Origin of the sequence: Sphingopyxis sp. (assembly GCF_035686825.1) — a bacterium.
GTDB lineage: Bacteria > Pseudomonadota > Alphaproteobacteria > Sphingomonadales > Sphingomonadaceae > Sphingopyxis.
On record NZ_DASRYZ010000007.1, the window covers coordinates 95837 to 113703 of the forward strand.

Annotated in this window: 17 protein-coding genes, 1 tRNA gene and 2 riboswitches; of the genes, 16 read left to right on the plus strand and 2 right to left on the minus strand. The window is 67.7% G+C overall.

Annotated elements, in window-relative coordinates; genetic code table 11:
* Positions 1-3: 3 nt before the first annotated feature.
* The 15 genes from ftsA to VFG17_RS18455 all read left to right on the plus strand — a co-directional run bounded on the left by ftsA (position 4) and on the right by VFG17_RS18455 (position 15767).
* Positions 4-1260, plus strand: coding sequence for a cell division protein FtsA (gene ftsA, locus VFG17_RS18385; RefSeq protein WP_325030828.1), 1257 nt, complete (start codon positions 4-6; stop codon positions 1258-1260).
* A 153-nt stretch (positions 1261-1413) separates the two neighbouring features.
* Positions 1414-2868, plus strand: coding sequence for a cell division protein FtsZ (ftsZ, locus tag VFG17_RS18390; protein WP_325030829.1), 1455 nt, complete (start codon positions 1414-1416; stop codon positions 2866-2868).
* A gap of 60 nt (positions 2869-2928) precedes the next feature.
* The gene (locus tag VFG17_RS18395) at positions 2929-4659 is read left to right on the plus strand and encodes an SPOR domain-containing protein (RefSeq protein ID WP_325030830.1); all 1731 of its coding nucleotides are present in this window, start codon (positions 2929-2931) and stop codon (positions 4657-4659) included.
* 156 nt (positions 4660-4815) lie between these two features.
* A complete protein-coding gene (locus VFG17_RS18400; RefSeq protein ID WP_325031421.1) occupies positions 4816-5991 on the plus strand; it encodes a deoxyguanosinetriphosphate triphosphohydrolase in 1176 nt (391 codons plus the stop codon).
* Complete coding sequence (locus VFG17_RS18405; protein WP_325030831.1) at positions 5984-6631, plus strand: NAD-dependent dehydratase; 648 nt, start codon at positions 5984-5986, stop codon at positions 6629-6631. The genes VFG17_RS18400 and VFG17_RS18405 overlap by 8 nt, the downstream gene beginning before the upstream one ends.
* Before the next feature lie 59 nt (positions 6632-6690).
* Positions 6691-6781: riboswitch (glycine riboswitch) on the plus strand.
* Positions 6782-6890, plus strand: a riboswitch (glycine riboswitch).
* Positions 6891-6942: 52 nt separating this feature from the next.
* Positions 6943-8067 carry a glycine cleavage system aminomethyltransferase GcvT gene (gene gcvT / locus VFG17_RS18410; protein WP_325030832.1) on the plus strand — a complete coding sequence of 375 codons (1125 nt, stop codon included), beginning with the start codon at positions 6943-6945 and terminating at the stop codon, positions 8065-8067.
* Between the two features lie 3 nt (positions 8068-8070).
* A complete protein-coding gene (gene gcvH / locus VFG17_RS18415) occupies positions 8071-8442 on the plus strand; it encodes a glycine cleavage system protein GcvH (protein WP_325030833.1) in 372 nt (123 codons plus the stop codon).
* Between the two features lie 39 nt (positions 8443-8481).
* On the plus strand, positions 8482-9288 hold the full coding sequence (locus VFG17_RS18420) for a hypothetical protein (protein WP_325030834.1): 807 nt from the start codon (positions 8482-8484) through the stop codon (positions 9286-9288).
* Between the two features lie 12 nt (positions 9289-9300).
* Entirely contained in the window at positions 9301-10659 is a 1359-nt protein-coding gene (gene gcvPA, locus VFG17_RS18425) for an aminomethyl-transferring glycine dehydrogenase subunit GcvPA (RefSeq protein WP_325030835.1), read from the plus strand.
* 32 nt (positions 10660-10691) lie between these two features.
* Entirely contained in the window at positions 10692-12200 is a 1509-nt protein-coding gene (gcvPB, locus tag VFG17_RS18430) for an aminomethyl-transferring glycine dehydrogenase subunit GcvPB (RefSeq protein WP_325031422.1), read from the plus strand.
* Entirely contained in the window at positions 12200-12547 is a 348-nt protein-coding gene (locus VFG17_RS18435; protein WP_325030836.1) for a hypothetical protein, read from the plus strand. The genes gcvPB and VFG17_RS18435 overlap by 1 nt, the downstream gene beginning before the upstream one ends.
* A gap of 16 nt (positions 12548-12563) precedes the next feature.
* On the plus strand, positions 12564-13019 hold the full coding sequence (locus tag VFG17_RS18440) for an ABA4-like family protein (protein ID WP_325030837.1): 456 nt from the start codon (positions 12564-12566) through the stop codon (positions 13017-13019).
* A gap of 14 nt (positions 13020-13033) precedes the next feature.
* Complete coding sequence (locus VFG17_RS18445) at positions 13034-13651, plus strand: DUF938 domain-containing protein (protein WP_414712980.1); 618 nt, start codon at positions 13034-13036, stop codon at positions 13649-13651.
* A gap of 103 nt (positions 13652-13754) precedes the next feature.
* Positions 13755-15314: a fatty acid--CoA ligase gene (locus tag VFG17_RS18450; RefSeq protein ID WP_325030839.1), complete on the plus strand. Its 1560-nt coding sequence runs from the start codon at positions 13755-13757 to the stop codon at positions 15312-15314.
* A gap of 102 nt (positions 15315-15416) precedes the next feature.
* Entirely contained in the window at positions 15417-15767 is a 351-nt protein-coding gene (locus VFG17_RS18455) for a hypothetical protein (protein WP_325030840.1), read from the plus strand.
* Positions 15768-16006: 239 nt separating this feature from the next.
* On the opposite strand, the gene VFG17_RS18460 is transcribed toward VFG17_RS18455, so the two are convergent.
* A complete protein-coding gene (locus VFG17_RS18460; protein WP_325030841.1) occupies positions 16007-16639 on the minus strand; it encodes a glutathione S-transferase in 633 nt (210 codons plus the stop codon).
* Positions 16636-17595 carry a DMT family transporter gene (locus VFG17_RS18465; RefSeq protein ID WP_325030842.1) on the minus strand — a complete coding sequence of 320 codons (960 nt, stop codon included), beginning with the start codon at positions 17593-17595 and terminating at the stop codon, positions 16636-16638. Before VFG17_RS18465 ends, VFG17_RS18460 begins: the two co-directional genes overlap by 4 nt.
* 92 nt (positions 17596-17687) lie before the next feature.
* On the opposite strand from VFG17_RS18465, the gene VFG17_RS18470 reads away from it, so the two are divergent.
* A tRNA-Trp gene (locus VFG17_RS18470) sits at positions 17688-17763 on the plus strand.
* Positions 17764-17867 lie beyond the last annotated feature (104 nt).

Sequence of the window (17867 nt, forward strand, 5' to 3'; positions counted from 1 at the left end):
GCCATGGCGCCGCCGCGCATCGAAAAGATCATCACCGCGCTCGATGTCGGGTCGTGGAAGGTCTGCGCGCTGATCGCGGGGCAGACCGCCGACGGCCAGCTCCACGTCCTCGGCACCGGCCAGCGCGAGAGCCGCGGCGTCCAGCGCGGCTATGTCGCCGACATGGAACAGACCGAACATGTCGTGCGCGAGGCGATCGAACAGGCCGAGCGCATCGCGGGCCTCAACATCGACGACGTCTGGGTCAGCTTCTCGGCGGGCAGCCTTTTGAGCGACGTCGCGCCGATCGAAAGCGAGCTCGGCGGGCACCGGATCGAGCAGGAGGATGTCGACGACCTGCTCGCCGCGGGCCGCGCCGGCATCGATCCCGAAGGCCGCATGATCCTCCACGCCCAGCCCGCGCTCTACACGCTCGACGGGCTCAACGGGGTCAAGAACCCGATCGGCCTTCACGCCGACCGCCTCGGCGTCGACATCCACATCATCATGGCCGACGGCGCGCCGGTGCGGAATCTCGAGGCGGCGGTGCGTCAGGCGCATCTCGACGTCAACGCGGTCGTCGCCTCGCCGATCGCCGCGGGGCTCGCCTGCCTGTCGGAGGAGGAACGCGATTTGGGCGTCGCGCTCGTCGAACTCGGCGCGGCGGTCACCACCGTGTCGCTCTACGCAGGCGGCATGCTCGTCGAAATGGCGTCGCTGCCCTTCGGCGCCAGCGACATCACCGACGACATCGCCTCGGCCTTCGGCATCCGCCGCAGCCAGGCGCAGCGGCTCCAGAGCTTCTATGGTTCGGCCTCGGCCAGTCCGCGCGACAATAACGAGATCATCGAGCTCGAACCCGGCGCGCCTTCGGGCGGCGATTCCCCGCGCATCACGCGCGCGCAGCTCGTCGCGGTGATCCGCCAGCGCCTCGACGCGATGATGGGAGAGATCGGCCGCACCTTGAAGGACCTCCATTTCGTCGGCCCGATCGGGCGCCAGGTCGTGCTCGTCGGCGGCGGCGCCGACCTCAAGGGCATCGCCGACTATACGCAGGCCGCGCTCGGCCGCGCCGCGCGCGTCGGGCGACCGCGCGGCTTGCACGGCCTGCCCGATGCGCATGGCGGCCCGGCTTTCGCGACGCTCGCGGGTCTGGTTCTCTATGCCGCATCGGACCCCGTCGACCTTCGCGACCTGCCGATGATGGCGCAGGATGTTTACAAGCCGGCGGGGACCTCGATCCTCCACCGGCTGATGGCCGCGTTGAAAAGCAGTTTTTAGCGATCGAATGGTCGAAAAGGTTAATTTTTTGGGTGATTCCGACGTCACAATAGTGCAATGCGGTAACAGTTATCCGGGCGGCAGGACCACCGCCCGACGGGTCGCAAGGTGCAGGGAAGCGGCATCGGTTCGCCGCTGCAGGGAGATTATTTGATGAGCATCAATATTGGCCCGCCGCAGGTCGACGAGCTGAAGCCGCGCATCGCGGTGATCGGCGTCGGCGGCGCGGGCGGCAATGCCATCGCAAACATGATCGCGGCGCGCGTCGAGGGCGTCGATTTCGTCGTCGCGAACACCGACGCGCAGGCGCTCAACGCCTCGCCGGCCGAACGGCGCATCCAGCTGGGGACGCAGATCACCCAGGGACTGGGCGCGGGTTCGCGGCCCGAGGTCGGGCGCGCGGCGGCCGAGGAAAGCATCACGCAGGTCGAAGAGGCGCTCAACGGCGCGCATATGTGCTTCGTCGCCGCGGGCATGGGCGGCGGCACCGGCACCGGCGCGGCGCCCGTGATCGCCAAGGCGGCGCGCGACCGCGGCATCCTGACCGTCGGCGTCGTGACCAAGCCCTTCATGTTCGAAGGCTCGCGGCGGATGCGCTCGGCCGATGCCGGCATCGCCGAGCTGCAAGAGCATGTCGACACCCTGATCGTCATTCCGAACCAGAATCTCTTCCTCGTCGCCAACCCGAACACGACCTTCAAGGAAGCGTTCACCATGGCCGACGAAGTGCTGCAGCAGGGCGTGCGCGGTATCACCGACCTGATGGTCATGCCCGGCCTCATCAACCTCGACTTCGCCGACGTGCGCAGCGTGATGCGCGAAATGGGCAAGGCGATGATGGGCACCGGCGAAGCCGAAGGCGACGGCCGCGCGCTCGAAGCCGCCCAGAAGGCCATCGCCAACCCGCTGCTCGACGGCGTGTCGATGGCGGGCGCGAAGGGCGTCATCATCTCGATCACCGGCGGCGAGGACATGCGCCTGATGGAAGTCGACGAGGCCGCGAACCATATCCGCGAGCTGGTCGACCCCGACGCCAACATCATCTGGGGCAGCGCCTTCAACGACAACCTCGACGGCAAGATCCGCGTCTCGGTCGTCGCCACCGGCATCGACGGCACGGGCGAAGCGGCGCAGGCGGCGCCCGCGACGCGCAGCTTCTCCTTCGCACCTGCCCGCACGGCTGCGCCCGCGCCGGTGGCCGAAGAAGTGGTCGAACCGGCTGTGCAGGAAGAGCCGGTCGCCGAAGCGCCGGTGGCCCAGGACAATGATCCGGCACCCGGCTTCTCGCTCGGCGATGCCGCCGAACCCGAAGCCCCCGCTGTGGCGGAAGAAGAAGAGCCGATGGAATTGTCGCAGGTCGCCGCGACCTATGACGATACCGCCGACGAACTGGTGCTCGACGCGCCCGAAGCCCCGGCGAGCGACTATCGTTCGGCGCCCGCGGCGGAGGCTCCGGCCGAAGCACCGGCGCGCTCGGTCGGCGGCGGCACGCTGTTCGAACGCATGTCGCGGCTCTCGCGCGGGGCATCGACCCCCGACGCCGAAGAGGGCGGCAAGGACGACGGGGTCGATATTCCGCGTTTTCTGGGACGGCAGAACAACCAGTAACGGGGCTATCGAGCGGCCGCCCGCCGGGCACGGCAGGCCGGAAATCGGGATGAGTTGCCCATGCGGCAGGTGAAATTGACGGCGAAGCCGGCGCGCGCGCGCTATCTTGTTCGCGCGCTCGGCGCGCTGTTGCTTGGAACCGCGGCGCTGGCGCCCGTACTGGCTCAGGTGACGCCGCCCGACCCCGCGACGAAGGCGGCGATGGAAAAGCGCACCGCCGCGCGCACCTTGCTGTCGTCGTCGCTCGCCCGCATCGCGGCGAACAACAGCGACACGGCGGCGCTGCTCGATGCGGGGCGCGCGTCGATCGATCTCGAGGATTATCGCGCCGCGCTCGGTTTCCTCGTCCGCGCCGAACAGGCTCGCCCGCGCGACGGCACGATCAAGGCGGCGCTCGGGTCGGCGATGGTCCATATGGAAAATCCGACGCGCGCGCTCGACTATTTCGGCGAGGCGCAGCTGATGGGTGCCCCCGAACGGCTGTTCCTCGCCGACCGCGGCCTCGCGCGCGACCTGCTGGGGCAACAGGACGCGGCGCAGCGCGACTATCAGCTCGCCCTGTCGATCGCGCCCAATGACGAATTGACGCGGCGCTATGCGCTGTCGCTCGGGATCAGCGGCGACGCCGATCGCGGAATCGCCATGCTGACCCCGCAACTCCGCGCGCAGGATCGCGGCGCGTGGCGGCTGCGCGCGATGATCCTTGCGATGAATGGCCGCGACAAGGAAGCGACCGAGATCGTCAACGCGACGATGCCGCCCGCGATGGCGCAGAATATCACCCCCTATCTGCTCCAGATGGACCGGCTCAATCCCGCGCAGCAGGCCGCGGCGGCGCATTTCGGCCGCTTCCCCAGCGGCCAGCCGGGTCCGAAACGTGCGCCTGTGCAGGTCGCGGCGGCGACGCCGGCACCCGCAGCGGCGGGCAAGCCGGCGGCGACCGACCGGCCGCGGCCCGCAGCAGCGGTAACGCCGACGCCCGCGCCGATGCCCGCCACGCGCAAACCCGAGCCTGCACCGGCGGTGCGCACACCCACGCCTGCGCCGCCGCCGGCCGCCCGGCCGGTCGCCGAGCCTCCCCCCTCGACATCCGCGCAGGCGGAGGCGGCGCGCTCCACTCTGGCGCCCGCGCGGCCCGCGGCGGCACCCGAACCGGTCGGTGCGGCCGTCGACGCCGGAAAAGGACCGATCGGTCCCGGATTTTCGATCGCCGATATGGGCCGTTCGACCGCGTCCACATCGCCGCCCGCGCCGGCCGCTTCTTCGCCCGCCACGAGCGCGGCTGCCGCGTCCGCCCCGCTCGCGTCGCTCGCCGACATCGTCGGGTCGATCGAAATCCCGGCCGAAGAGCTGAGCCGACCCGACAATGCGATCGGCGCCGACACGCTCGCGATGCTGCTCGAAGACAAGCGCAAGGCCGAAGCGGCCGAAGCGGCGAAGCGCGAAAAGGAGGAAGCGGCCGCCAAGGCGAAGGCCGAAGCCGACGCCAAGGCGAAGGAAGAGGCCGCGAAGAAAAAGGCGAACCCGGCGCGCATCTGGGTCCAGATCGCGACCGGTTCAAACCTCAAGGCGCTCGCCTTCGACTATAATCGTTTCGCCAAGCGCAACGCCGCGCTGTTCAAGGGCAAGTCGGGGTCGACCGCCGAATGGGGCCAGACGCGGCGCCTGCTCGTCGGGCCCTTCGCCAACCGCAAGGCGGCGCAGGACTGGCTCGCCGACTATAAAAAGGCCGAAGGCGACGGCTTCCTCTTCGACAGCGAGGCGGGCGAAACCGTCGACCCGATCAAGTGAGCGAGGCTAAATTGAACCCCAATCCTCCCTGTCGCGAAGCGATGGGGAGGGGGACCGCGCCCGAAGGGCGTGGTGGAGGGGCAGCGACCTCGCGTCATAGCCCCTCCGTCAGCGGCTTCGCCGCTGCCACCTCCCCATCGCTGCGCGACAGGGAGGATCTGCGTGATCGCTAACTGCGCCAGCGACCCCGCGCGCAGCCGTGGCCGCCGCCACCCCGAACCCGGCCGCGTCGTGCGCGGTCCCCGCGACGATTTTCAGCGCGACCGTGACCGCATCATCCATTCGATCGCCTTTCGCCGCCTGCGCCACAAGACGCAGGTGTTCGTCGCCCCCGACGGCGACCATTATCGCGTCCGCCTGACCCACAGTATCGAGGTCGCGCAGATCGGCCGCGGCATCGCGCGCGCGCTCGGGCTCAACGAGGATCTGACCGAAGCCCTGTGTCTGGCGCACGACATCGGCCATCCGCCCTTCGGCCACGCGGGCGAGGATGCGCTCAAGGCCGCGATGGCGGCGCACGGCGGATTCGACCACAATGGTCACACGCTGCGCACGCTCGCGCGCCTCGAATGCCCCTATCCGCTGTTCGACGGCATCAACCTGACGTGGGAAACTTTGGAGGGGCTCGCCAAGCATAACGGCCCCGTCGCAAGCCCCGGCTGGGCGCTCGCCGAAATCGACGGCGATTTCGGGCTCGATCTCGCCAGTCACGCCAGCCTAGAGGCGCAGGTCGCGGCGATCGCCGACGACATCGCCTATGACAATCACGACATCGACGACGGGCTGCGCGCCGGTCTGCTCGACCTCGACCAGCTGATGGCGCAGCCCTTCGTCGCGGCCAATTATCGCGCGGTCGAGGGGCGCTTCCCCGGCGCGCCACGCGACCGGCTGCTCCGCGAACTCGTCCGCGACCAGATCGGCGTGATGGTCAACGATGTGATCGCCGCGACCGCCGCCAATGTCGCCGATGCCGGCGTCGCGAGCGCCGACGAGGTCCGCGCCGCGGGCCACACGCTCGGCGGCTTCTCGCGCGAATTGGCGGCGCAGGAACGCGAACTCAAACGCTTCATGTATGCGAACCTCTATCACCACCCCGAACAGCTCGCCGCCGCCGAGGCCGCGAACCGGGTGGTCGCCGACCTCTTCGCCGCCTATGCCGCCGATCCCGCGTTGATGGGCGCCGACTGGGCGGCGCGGCTGCCCGGCGAAACATGCGCGACAAACCGGCATATCGGTGATTATATCGCCGGCATGACCGACCGCTTCGCCATCGACCGCTATGCCGATATCTTCGGCCGCGACGCGGTGCCCGCCGCGCTGGCCCATGCCTGACGCGCTGATCGTCGGGGCGACCGGGATGGTCGGTCGCGCGGTGATCGCCCGTTTCGGATCCGCACCCGTCACCGTGCTCGCGCGGCGCGAGGTCGAGGGACTGGCCCCGCATCACCGGGAACTGGTCGCGCCGTCCGAAGGCTGGGGCGACATCATCGCCGCCGAACGGCCCGCCGTCCTCATCTCCTGCCTCGGCACCACGATCCGCCAGGCGGGATCGCAGGCCGCCTTTCGCGCGGTCGATCACGACCTCATACTCGCCGCCGCGCGCGGGGCGAGGGCGGGCGGCACGCCGCACATGATCGCGGTCAGCTCGGTCGGCGCCGCAGCGAAGAGCGGCAATTTCTACCTCCGCACCAAGGGCGAGACCGAGGATGATCTCCACGCGCTCTGCTTCAATCGCCTCGATTTCCTGCGCCCCGGCCTGCTCCGCGGCGACCGCCCGGGGCCGCAGCGTCTCGCCGAAGGGCTGGCGACGATCGCCGCGCCGCTGACCGATGCGCTCCTCCACGGCTCCTTCCGCCGCTACCGCTCGATTTCGGGCGACCGTGTCGCCGCCGCGATCGTCGCGCTGGCCGGGCAAAAGGGTTCGGGCGTGTATATCCACGAAAACGACGCGATCCGCGCGCTCGCCGATTGACTCCGCCGGGGCGCGGCGCCAAGGCTCGCGGCGTCTGTCGGGTTCCGCCAAGGGATTCGACCGGCCGCGCGGGAGAGCGCGGGGGCAACCCCGCCACCGAAGGAGCAACCGCCCCGGAAACTCTCAGGTCAGCAGGACCGCGCAGGCTGGAACGGACACTCTGGAAAGCGTTCCGGCCAATTCTGCCGGAACCACCGAAGGGGTAACTCCGTGATATCATGGAGGAAAACTCTCAGGTTCCCGTGACAGAGGGGGCATGGCACAGGGCGGCACCGGGCCGCGCCTTGCCGTGTCAACGACGGGAGTGCGATATGCGCGAAGATGAAGAAACTCCGATCGAAACGGCGACCCTACCGCTCGACGCCTGGCACCGCGCGAAGGGCGGCCGCATGGTCGAATTCGCCGGCTATTGGATGCCGATCCAATATGAAGGCATCATGGCCGAACATCTCTGGACGCGCGAGAATGCCGGCCTGTTCGACGTCAGCCATATGGGGCAGCTGCAGCTTTCGGGCGACGGCGTTGCCGAAGCGCTCGAAACGCTCGTCCCCGGCGATATTTCGGCGCTGAAGCCCGGCCGGATGCGCTATTCGCTGCTGCTCGACGAAGACGGCGGCATTCTCGACGATCTGATGATCACCAACGAAGGCGACCAGTACGGCATCGTCGTCAACGGCGCGGTGAAGTGGGACGATATCGGCCACTTGCGCGAAAATCTTCCCGATCACATCACGCTCAATCACAATGAGGATTACGGCCTGCTCGCGCTGCAGGGACCGAAAGCGATCGATGCGCTCGCGCGGCTGGTGCCCGAAGCTGCGACGCTCGTCTTCATGCAGGCCGCCCGCGCGACCTGGCAAGGCCATGCGATCGGCCTTAGTCGCTCGGGCTACACCGGCGAGGACGGCTTCGAAATCTCGCTGCCGGACGAGGCGCTGACGGCCTTTGCCGACGCGCTCTGCGCGATGGACGAAGTCAAGCCGATCGGGCTCGGCGCGCGCGACTCGCTGCGGCTCGAAGCGGGCCTGCCGCTCTACGGCCACGACATGACCCCCGAAATCGACCCCGCCGAAGCCGACCTCGGCTTCGCGGTTAGCAAACGCCGCCGCGAGGAAGAGAATTTTCCCGGCGCCGCGCGCATCCTCGGCCATCTCGAGGACGGCCCGCCCCGCAAGCGCGTTGGCCTCACCGTCGACGGAAAGCTGCCGGTGCGTGAAGGCGCCAAGCTGTTCGACGGCGAGGATGAAATCGGGGTCGTGACCTCGGGCGGCTTCGCGCCGAGCGTCGGCGCACCGATCGCCATGGGCTATGTCCCGCGCGATCACGCCGCGCCCGGCACCGCGATCGCCGCCGAAGTGCGCGGCAAGCTGGTCCATTGCACCGTCACCGCCATGCCATTCATTCCACACCGCTATGTGCGCAAACAGGGAGCCTGATCGATGCCGCGTTATTATACCGAAGAACATGAATGGATCGACGTCGATGGCGATGTTGCGACGGTCGGCATCACCGACTTCGCGCAGGGCCAGCTCGGCGACATCGTCTTCGTCGAGGTTCCCGACACTGGCGCCGAACTGACCGCGGGCGGCGATGCCGCGGTGGTCGAATCGGTGAAGGCCGCCAGCGACGTCTATGCCCCCGTCGACGGCACCGTGACCGAAGGCAATGGACAGCTCGAGGAAGACCCCGCGCTCGTCAATTCGGACCCCGAAGGCGAAGGCTGGTTCTTTCGCATGACGCTGTCCGACAAGGGCCAGCTCGACGGCCTGATGGACGCAAAGGGCTACAAGGCCTTCTGCGACGCCCTGTAACCGATCGCCCCTCCCGCGGGCGGGAGGGGGAGGGATGCGATGACCGACGCCGCGCCAGCCAATTGCCGCCTGATGGTGGCGACGCCGATCTATGACGGCGCGCAGGGCCCCTATGTCCGCGCGGCGCTGGGTCTCGCGTTGGCGGCGCAGGCCGAGAGCGTGCCGGTGCGGTTCGAGTTCATCCTCCACGAAGCGCAGATCCACCGCGCGCGCAGCCTGCTCGCCGACCTGTTCGTGCAAAGCGATTGCAGCCATCTGCTCTTCGTCGATGCCGACATCGACTTCGCCGCCGCCGACATTTTCGCGATGATCGAGGCGATGGCGGGCCGACCGGACTGCGCGATCCTGGGGGCGGCGGTGCCGCGCCGCACGGTCAACTGGCCGCAGGTCGCGCGCGCCGCCGAGCGCGGACTGGCAAAGGACAATGCGGCCGACCTCGCCCGCTATGCGGGCGATTTCGCATTGAGCTTCCTGCACGCCGATCAACGCTTCGCGCTGACCGACCTCGTCGAGCTGTCGCAGCTCGGCACTGGGCTGATGCTGATCCGCCGCGACGTCGTCGAAACGCTCGGCGCGCGGCACCCCGAACTCGCCTTTCGCACCGATGCGCGCGACCGGCGGGGAACGGGTGTGGGCGAAAGCGTCCACGCGCTCTTCCTGCCCGAGATCGACCGGACCAGCGGCCTGATGCTGTCCGAAGACTATGCTTTCTGCCGCCGTGCGCGCGAAGCGGGCTTTCGCATCTGGCTCGCGCCCTGGGTCCGCACGACGCACAGCGGCCCCGCCACCTTTCGCGGATCGCTCGCCGATCTCGCCCCGCTTTTTGCTTCTTCTTCCGATAGCTGACCGGAGTATTTCATGCGTTATCTCCCTCTCACTCCCGATGACCGCGCGGCGATGCTCGGCGCTATCGGTGCGTCGTCGATCGACGACCTGTTCGCCGACGTGCCCGCCGAGGCGCGGCTCGATGGCCCGATCGCGGGCTTGCCGAACCATGCGAGCGAGCTGGCGGTCGAGCGCCACATGGGTGCGCTCGCACGCCGCAGCCGCGCCGCGGGCGAAGGTCCCTTCTTCCTCGGCGCCGGCGCCTATCGCCACCATGTGCCCGCCAGCGTCGATCATCTGATCCAGCGCGGCGAGTTCCTGACCGCCTATACGCCCTACCAGCCCGAAATCGCGCAGGGCACGCTGCAGATGCTGTTCGAGTTCCAGAGCCAGGTCGCGCGGCTGCTCGGCACCGACGTCGCCAACGCGTCGATGTACGACGGTTCGACCGCCTGCTGGGAAGCGATCGTCATGGCGCGCCGCATCACCAAGCGCGCCAAGGCTTTGCTCTCGACCGGCCTCCACCCGCATTACCGCAGCGTCGCGCGCACGATGGCGAAATATACCGGCGATGTGCTGGTCGACGGCGACCCCACCCTCGAAGCGGGCACCGACTGGACGGCGCTCGCGGGCAGCATCGACAAGGATATAAGCTGCGTCGTCGTCCAATATCCCGACATCCTCGGCCGCATCGACGATATGGCGAAGCTCGCCGAAGCCTGTCAGGCCGCGGGCGCACTGCTGATCGCGGTCGTCACCGAACCCGTGGCGCTCGGCCTCATCAAGTCGCCCGGCGAAATGGGCGCCGACATCGTCGTGGGCGAAGGGCAGTCACTCGGCGTCGGCCTGCAATTCGGCGGGCCCTATGTCGGCCTCTTCGCGTGCAAGACCAAATATGTCCGCCAGATGCCCGGCCGGCTTTGCGGCGAAACCGTCGACGCGAACGGCAAGCGCGGCTTCGTGCTCACGCTCTCGACGCGCGAACAGCATATCCGCCGCGAGAAAGCGACGAGCAATATCTGCACCAACTCAGGCCTTTGCGCGCTGGCCTTCAGCATTCATATGACTCTGCTCGGCGAAGCCGGCCTCCGCCAGCTTGCCGCGATCAACCATGGCCGGGCAAAGGCGGCGGCCGCCGAACTGGCGAAGGTGCCGGGCGTGTCGGTGCTGAACACCAGCTTCTTCAACGAATTTACTTTGCTGCTGCCAACCGCGGCGCGGCCGGTGATCCACAAACTCGCCGAAATGGACATCCTCGGCGGCGTTTCGCTCGGTCGCCTCTATCCCGACAACGACGGCCTCGAAAACGGCCTCGTCGTCGCCGTGACCGAAACCGTGACCGAGGCGGATATCGCCGCCTTCGCCGCGGCCCTGAAGGAGGTGCTGGCATGACCGCGCTCAACCGCGCCGGCTGGCGCCCCGAAATGAACGCCGCCGGCGGCGCCGACGACAATGTCACCTTCACCGGCAACCGCGCGCTGATGCTCGAAGAACCGTTGATCTTCGAGATCGGCGGCAACGACACCACCGGCGTCGATTTCGACGAGGACGCGCCCGCCGCCGATCTGGGCACGCTCGCGCGCACCGCGCCGATCGGCCTGCCGGGGCTCAGCGAGTCCGAAACGGTGCGCCATTACACGCGCCTCAGCCGTCAGAATTATGCGATCGACCTCGGGCTCTTCCCGCTCGGCAGTTGCACGATGAAGCACAACCCGCGCCTTAACGAGAAGGTCGCGCGGATGCCGGGCTTCGCCGACGTCCACCCGCTCCAGCCGCAGGAAACGGTGCAGGGCGCCTATGCGGTGATCCACGAACTCGCCGAATGGCTGATCACGCTCACGGGCATGCACAGCGTCGCGATGTCGCCCAAGGCGGGCGCGCATGGCGAGCTTTGCGGCATCCTCTGCATCAAGGCGGCGCTCGAAGCGCGCGGCGAGGATCGCCGCGTCATCCTCGTCCCCGAAAGCGCGCATGGCACGAATCCGGCGACCGCGGCCTTCGCGGGCTTCACCGTCGAGGATATTCCCGCGACCCCCGAGGGCCGCGTCGACCTCGAGGCGCTCAAGGCACGCCTCGGCCCTGACGTTGCGGGGGTGATGATCACCAACCCCAACACTTGCGGCCTGTTCGAGCGCGACATGAAGGCGATTTCGGACGCGGTCCATGGGGCGGGCGGCTACGTCTATTGCGACGGCGCGAACTTCAACGCGATCGTCGGCCGCGTGCGTCCCGGCGACCTCGGCGTCGATGCGATGCACATCAACCTGCACAAGACCTTCTCGACCCCGCATGGCGGCGGGGGACCCGGCTCGGGCCCCGTCGTGCTGTCCGAAGCTTTGGCTCCGTTCGCACCGCTGCCTTTCGTCACCAAGCAGGGCGATGGCTTCCGCTTGATCGAGGAGGAAAATGCGGGCGAGGATCATCCGCAGACCTTCGGCCGCATGACCGCCTTCCATGGCCAGATGGGCATGTTCACCCGCGCGCTGACCTATATCCTCAGCCACGGCGCCGACGGGCTCAAGCAGGTCGCCGAAGATGCGGTGCTCAACGCCAATTATGTTCTGCGCAGCCTCGAGGACGTGCTCGACGCGCCCTTCGCGGCGTCGGGCCCGTGCATGCACGAGGCGTTGTTCAGCGACAAGGGCCTCGCCGAAGGCTTCTCGACGCTCGACATCGCCAAGGGGCTGATCGACGAGGGCTATCACCCGATGACGGTCTATTTCCCGCTCGTTGTCCATGGCGCGATGCTCGTCGAGCCGACCGAGACCGAATCGAAAGCGGTGCTCGACCAGTTCATCGGCGCGCTGCGCAGCATCGCGATGCGTGCGAAGAATGGCGACCCGGCGCTCAAATCGGCGCCGCATTTCGCTCCGCGCGCGCGGCTCGACGAAACGCTCGCGGCGCGCAAGCCCGTCCTCGCCTGGGAGGATTGATGGCCGGAACGGCGCCCGGCCCCGAACGCCCCGAACCGCGCACGGGCGCCGGGTGCATCGCGGCCGGCGCGCTGTTCGGGGTCGTCGCGCTTCTCGGCTGGCTCATCGCGATCACCGCTTACGGTCTCGTCGTCGAACAGTGGGAGCTGGTGCGGGTCCGCCGCGAATTCAGCTATGACTGGGCGTTCGTCTATGCACCGTTGTTCGCGGTCGGTTTGGGGCTCACCGTGGCCTTCGCGGCGTCGCGCCGCGCGTCGGCGGCGCGAATGGCCTTGCTGATCACGATCACCGGCGCCATTGCCTTGCTCGCAGGGGTCGTCCTTTTCGGGCTCGGCGGGCTGATCTGACGGGGGAGGGGCGCATATGAGCTGGGACACGATTTTTCTGCTAGCCAATTATTGGGCCTTTGCCGGCTGGATCGCGCTCGCCTTCCTGCCGCGCGGGCCCAAGATCCTCGCGGCGATCCTCTATGTCGGCGTGTTCCTGCTCTGCCTCGCCTACACCGTGCTGATCGTCGGTTTCCTCACCGGCGGCATCGACCCGGGCGGCGCGAGCGGGGCCGATTTCACGACGCTGAAAGGCGTGATGAAATTGTTCGACAGCCCGGGCGGGGCGACGATGGGGTGGATCCATTATCTGGCGTTCGATCTGTTCACCGGCATGTGGATCGCGCGCGACGCCGACCAGAAGGGCTTCAGCCGCGCCGTGCAATTCCCCTTCCTGTTCCTGACATTGATGGCCGGTCCTGTCGGCCTCTTCGCCTGGCTGATCATACGCGAGCGCCGCGCGCGGGCGCAGACGACGCAGACGAAAAAGTGACGCCGCAACCCTGGATGCCGGCCGACGGCGGCGAGGCGGACAAGCGCCATGCGCCCGCGACGCTTCGTAACCGCGACGCCATCGCCGCCGTGCTCGCCGACTGGCTGCCGGCGGCGGGAACGGTGATCGAGGTCGCGAGCGGGTCGGGCGAGCATGTGATCCATTTCGCCGCGGCCTTTCCGCATCTCGACTGGCAACCGAGCGACCCCGATCCCGCCGGCCTCGCTTCGATCGTGGCTTGGCGCGCCGACGCCTGGCTCGCCAACGTCGCGCCGCCGATCGCGCTCGACGCGTCGGCATCCGATTGGCCCGTCGACCGGGCCGATGCGGTCCTCTGCATCAACATGATCCATATCAGCCCGTGGGAAGCGACGCTCGGCCTGTTCGCCGGGGCCGCGCGATTGCTCGCATCCGGCGCACCGCTGATCCTCTATGGGCCCTATACCGAACCCGATGTGCCGACCGCTGCGAGCAATCTCGACTTCGACGCCAATCTGCGCGCGCGCGATCCGGCGTGGGGGCTGCGCGACACCGATAGGGTCAAGTCGGTCGCTCGTGACGCCGGACTCGCCTTCGCCGAGCGCCGGGCGATGCCCGCGAACAACCTGATGCTGCTCTTCCGTCGCACCTGACGGACCTGACAGGGTCGGCCGATCGACGCTTTACCTCGCCGGTAGAACCGTTAGCTTTCTCATCAATTGCGCGCAAACGACGCGATTCGAGGAGAGAGAGGCGATGGGCCGCGACGTTTCGGAGCTGTTTACGTTCGACGAATTCCTGGCGCATTGGGCCGCCGAGCGTCCCGAGCGGGTGGCGATGCGCGAAGAGGATCGCGTCTACAGCTACGCCCAACTCGATGACCTCACCGCACGCGCCGCCGCGGCGCTGATCGCGGCGGGTCTGAAGAAGGGCGACCGCATCGCCTGGATCGGCAAGAACAGCGATCTCTATTTCACCCTTTTTTATGGCGCGGCGCGCGCGGGCATCGTGATGGCGCCGGTGGGCTGGCGCCTGTCGCCGGCCGAATGGGCGTTCATCGTCAATGACACGCAGGCGAAGATCGTCTTCGGGGGGCCGGGGTTCGAGGGATTGGCCGATCAACTCGCGGGCAAGCTCGCGAACGACCCGGCGATCATGAGCGCCACCGACGCATGGGGGATGATCGAGGGCGCGGCGCGCACGCCCTTCGCGCCGTCGGGCGCCAACGATGCGGTGCTCCAACTCTATACCTCGGGCACCACCGGCAATCCCAAGGGCGCGGTGCTGTCGAACCGCAATCTCTTCGCGCTGCGCAAGCATTCGAGCACGCTCGATATGCCCTACACCAAATGGGACGATGACGAGGCGGTGCTCGTCGCGATGCCGTGCGCGCATATCGGCGGCACCGGGCTCGGCATCATGGCGCTCGCGGCGGGGCTGCCCGGCGTCATCCTCGCCGAATTCAACCCCGACGGCGTGTTCGACGCGGTCGAACAGCATGGCGTCACGCGCTTCTTCATGGTGCCCGCGGCGCTCCAGATGCTGTTGATGCACCCGCGCTGCGCCAGCGTCGATTACAGCCGCCTCAAATATATCCTCTACGGCGCCGCGCCGATCCCGCTCGAATTGCTGCGCCAGTGCATCCAGGTCTTCGGCGCGCAGTTCATTCAGGCTTACGGGATGACCGAGACGACGGGCACCATCTCGATGCTGCCGCCCGAGGACCATGATCCCGCGGGCAATGCGCGCATGCGTTCGGCGGGCAAGGCGCTTCCCGGGGTCGAAATCGTCATTCTCGGCCCCGACGGGCAAGCCGTCCCCACGGGCGATGTGGGCGAGGTCGTCACCCGCTCGTCGAACAATATGCTCGGCTACTGGAACCTGCCCGATGCGACGGCGATGACGATGACCGACGACGGCTGGATCCGCACCGGCGACGCGGGCTACCTCGACGCCGACGGCTATCTCTTCATCCACGACCGGATGAAGGACATGATCATCACCGGCGGCGAGAATGTCTATCCGGCCGAGGTCGAAAGCGCGATCTTCGGCCACCCCGCGGTGCAGGAGGTCGCGGTGATCGGCATCCCCGATGCGAAGTGGGGGGAAACGGTGAAGGCGGTCGTGGTCGCCAAGCCGGGGAGCGCGGTGGAGGAAGCAGACATCATCGCCTGGGCGCGCGAGCGAATCGCGCCGTTCAAATGCCCGCGCAGCATCGACGTGATCGACGCGCTGCCCAGGAACGCCAGCGGCAAGATCCTGCGCAAAGACCTGCGCGCGCCCTATTGGGAGGGGTATGAGCGGATGGTGAATTGAACGGCCGGGCTGTCGCTCGCTTGTTTGCCGGCGGCCACAACACCAAATGATGGCTGCGGCCGGTAAGGGCAGGTTCATTTTCCCGATGCTTAGCGCGCGATCATGGAATGGCTTCTCGACTTTTACCGTCCGCTGAGTGCTGCCCTCGGCATGAGCACGGGCGCCTCGGATAGTCTGCTGCACGTGCATGGCGGCATGGTCGTCCTGTTTCTCGCCCGAATCGCGACCCAGCGTTCGCTCGCGACATGGACGCCGTTTCTGTTCGTTCTGGCGGCGGCGCTCGCGAAAGAAGGAGCCGATCGCATCGCGCACGGCGCATGGCGGATGCCCGACAGCGTCTTCGATGTCCTCAACACGATCTTCTGGCCCTTCGTCCTGATGGTAGGGCTGCGGTGGCGTCGGGCGCGGCCGGATGATTCCAGCGTCCGCGACCGGAGTGTGGGCGGCAGCTAACGGCCGGAAGCTGCCGATAGAGATGTGCGCCCCGGCGAAGGCCGGGGTCCAGACTTCTATCGCAAACCTAGTGTGTTTCCGCACTGGGCCCCGGCTTTCGCCGGGGATCACAAGGGTGGGGCAGCGTCCACTCACCACCCCAAAGCAGCGCTTTAAACTCCGTTCGCCGCGTGCACCCCGAAAGGCCGATGCGTTTTCCTCGTTGGCCTGCCATGCATGGGGGCAAGGAGGGCCTCACCTTAATGGTGGAGCGCGGCCGCCTTCTGCCGCGCACGCGCGCGCTGGAACCCGTCGCGCGCCATGCAGCGATCGAGCCATGCCCTCGTCGCATCCCCCAGCACATCGTCGGCGCCGAGCGTCGTCGCGAGGAAGGCCGCATAGCCGATCGCGATGTCGGCAATGGTGAAGCGCCCGGCGACGAGCCACTCGCGCCCGTCGGCGAGTTCCGCCTCGATGCTCTTCGCCCGGCCGCCGAAAAACGCCTTATAATCATCAACCGCCTGCGCGAGCCGCCGCTCAGCGGGTTCGACGCGCGTATAGCGGATCATGATCGCGAGCGGGAAGGTCAGCGTCGCGTCGCTGCGGTGCAGCCAGTTGCGATAATCCCAATAATCACCTTCGTTCCGCCGGACTTCGAGTGGCGTGCCCTCCGCAATCCGTTCGCAGATCGCGGCCGATTCGGTCATCAGCCGCCCATCCTCGACCCAGCCGGGGATGGTCATCAGCGGGTTCACCGCGCGATAATCGGGCTCGAACGCGCGCGGCGGGAATTTGAGCAGCTTGAGGTCTACGTCGATCCCGGCCTCCTCGACCGCCCACAGGCAGCGCAGCGAGCGGGCGTCGGGGCAGTGGTAGAGGATCGGTAACGTCATGCGGCAACCTCCTTGGGGCGGTCGATGTGGCGGCGATGCTCGCGCCAGGCGATGAACAGGCCCGACATGATGATCAGCGGCGCGCCGAGCCACGTGGTGTCGGCGGGCAGCGTGCCGAAAAACCACCAGCCGGCGGCGATCGCCCAGAGCAGGCTCGAATAATCCATCGGGATCACGACCGACACCGGCGCGAGGCGCAATGCGCCGGTCAGCGACATCTGGACGACCGCGCCGAGAAAGCCGAGTCCGATCAGCAACAGCCATTCGTGGCCGTCGTGCGGCGTGATGACGAAGGGCAGGGCGATGCCGAGCGGAATCATCGAGAGCAGGCTGAACCAGAAGACGATCGTCGCGGCATTTTCGGTGCGGCCAAGATCACGCACAGCGATGGTGATGAGCGCGGTCATGATCGCGCCGGTCAGCGCGACCAACGTGCCGGCGCCGTGCGTGCCGCCGAAACCGCCCGCGAAGCTCGCCAGCGGATCGAGCACGACGAGCACGCCGACGAAGCCGACGATCACCGCGCTCCACCGCTGCCACCCCGTCGCCTCGCCGAGCAGGAGGGCGGCGAAGATCACCGCAAAGATCGGCACCGAAAGGCTGATCGTCGTCGCCTCGGCCATCGGCAGCAGGATCATCGCGCCGAAATTGCACGCCATGCCGGTCAGCCCCATCAGCATCCGCCGCGCGTGCGCACCGATCCGCCGCGTCTTCAGCGACGAAAAACCGCTTGTCGCCATCACCCAGGCGAGCAGGAAGGGCAGGACGAGCGCCTGCCGCCAGAACAGGCTTTCGACGACATGGATGCCCGCCGCGTCGATCTCTTTGACGAGCACGAACATCAGCGAGAGGCTGACCATCGCGAACAGTCGCAACCCGATGCCGCCGAGATAATGCTGCGGCGGCCCGTGGATGGGGAGTGTGGGGGGCGGGGCGGGGGACGACGCGTCGCTCATTGGAAAATGCGCATATCAGCACGGCACGCGCGCGCAAGCCGTCATCCCCCTTGCCCCGTCCCTTCAATCCGGCTAGTGGCGCACTCCGGCCTAGGGGTATAGCTCAGTTGGTAGAGCATCGGTCTCCAAAACCGAGGGTCGCGGGTTCGAGTCCTGCTGCCCCTGCCATTATTTTGATGGTTTGGCCGGATTGACGAGAGGTTGGCAAAGCGCTCCTTCTCTGGATCAGCCTATCGGTTTCAAGGTCCTGTTTCGGTTTGGGTCGCCATTTC

Coding starts and splice junctions, on each gene's coding strand:
- ftsA (WP_325030828.1), top strand. CDS start 4: ATGGCGCCGCCGCGCATCGAAAAGATCATCACCGCGCTCGATGTCGGG.
- ftsZ (WP_325030829.1), top strand. CDS start 1,414: ATGAGCATCAATATTGGCCCGCCGCAGGTCGACGAGCTGAAGCCGCGC.
- VFG17_RS18395 (WP_325030830.1), top strand. CDS start 2,929: ATGCGGCAGGTGAAATTGACGGCGAAGCCGGCGCGCGCGCGCTATCTT.
- VFG17_RS18405 (WP_325030831.1), top strand. CDS start 5,984: ATGCCTGACGCGCTGATCGTCGGGGCGACCGGGATGGTCGGTCGCGCG.
- gcvT (WP_325030832.1), top strand. CDS start 6,943: ATGCGCGAAGATGAAGAAACTCCGATCGAAACGGCGACCCTACCGCTC.
- gcvH (WP_325030833.1), top strand. CDS start 8,071: ATGCCGCGTTATTATACCGAAGAACATGAATGGATCGACGTCGATGGC.
- VFG17_RS18420 (WP_325030834.1), top strand. CDS start 8,482: ATGACCGACGCCGCGCCAGCCAATTGCCGCCTGATGGTGGCGACGCCG.
- gcvPA (WP_325030835.1), top strand. CDS start 9,301: ATGCGTTATCTCCCTCTCACTCCCGATGACCGCGCGGCGATGCTCGGC.
- gcvPB (WP_325031422.1), top strand. CDS start 10,692: ATGAACGCCGCCGGCGGCGCCGACGACAATGTCACCTTCACCGGCAAC.
- VFG17_RS18435 (WP_325030836.1), top strand. CDS start 12,200: ATGGCCGGAACGGCGCCCGGCCCCGAACGCCCCGAACCGCGCACGGGC.
- VFG17_RS18440 (WP_325030837.1), top strand. CDS start 12,564: ATGAGCTGGGACACGATTTTTCTGCTAGCCAATTATTGGGCCTTTGCC.
- VFG17_RS18445 (WP_414712980.1), top strand. CDS start 13,034: ATGCCGGCCGACGGCGGCGAGGCGGACAAGCGCCATGCGCCCGCGACG.
- VFG17_RS18450 (WP_325030839.1), top strand. CDS start 13,755: ATGGGCCGCGACGTTTCGGAGCTGTTTACGTTCGACGAATTCCTGGCG.
- VFG17_RS18455 (WP_325030840.1), top strand. CDS start 15,417: ATGGAATGGCTTCTCGACTTTTACCGTCCGCTGAGTGCTGCCCTCGGC.
- VFG17_RS18460 (WP_325030841.1), bottom strand. CDS start 16,639: ATGACGTTACCGATCCTCTACCACTGCCCCGACGCCCGCTCGCTGCGC.
- VFG17_RS18465 (WP_325030842.1), bottom strand. CDS start 17,595: ATGAGCGACGCGTCGTCCCCCGCCCCGCCCCCCACACTCCCCATCCAC.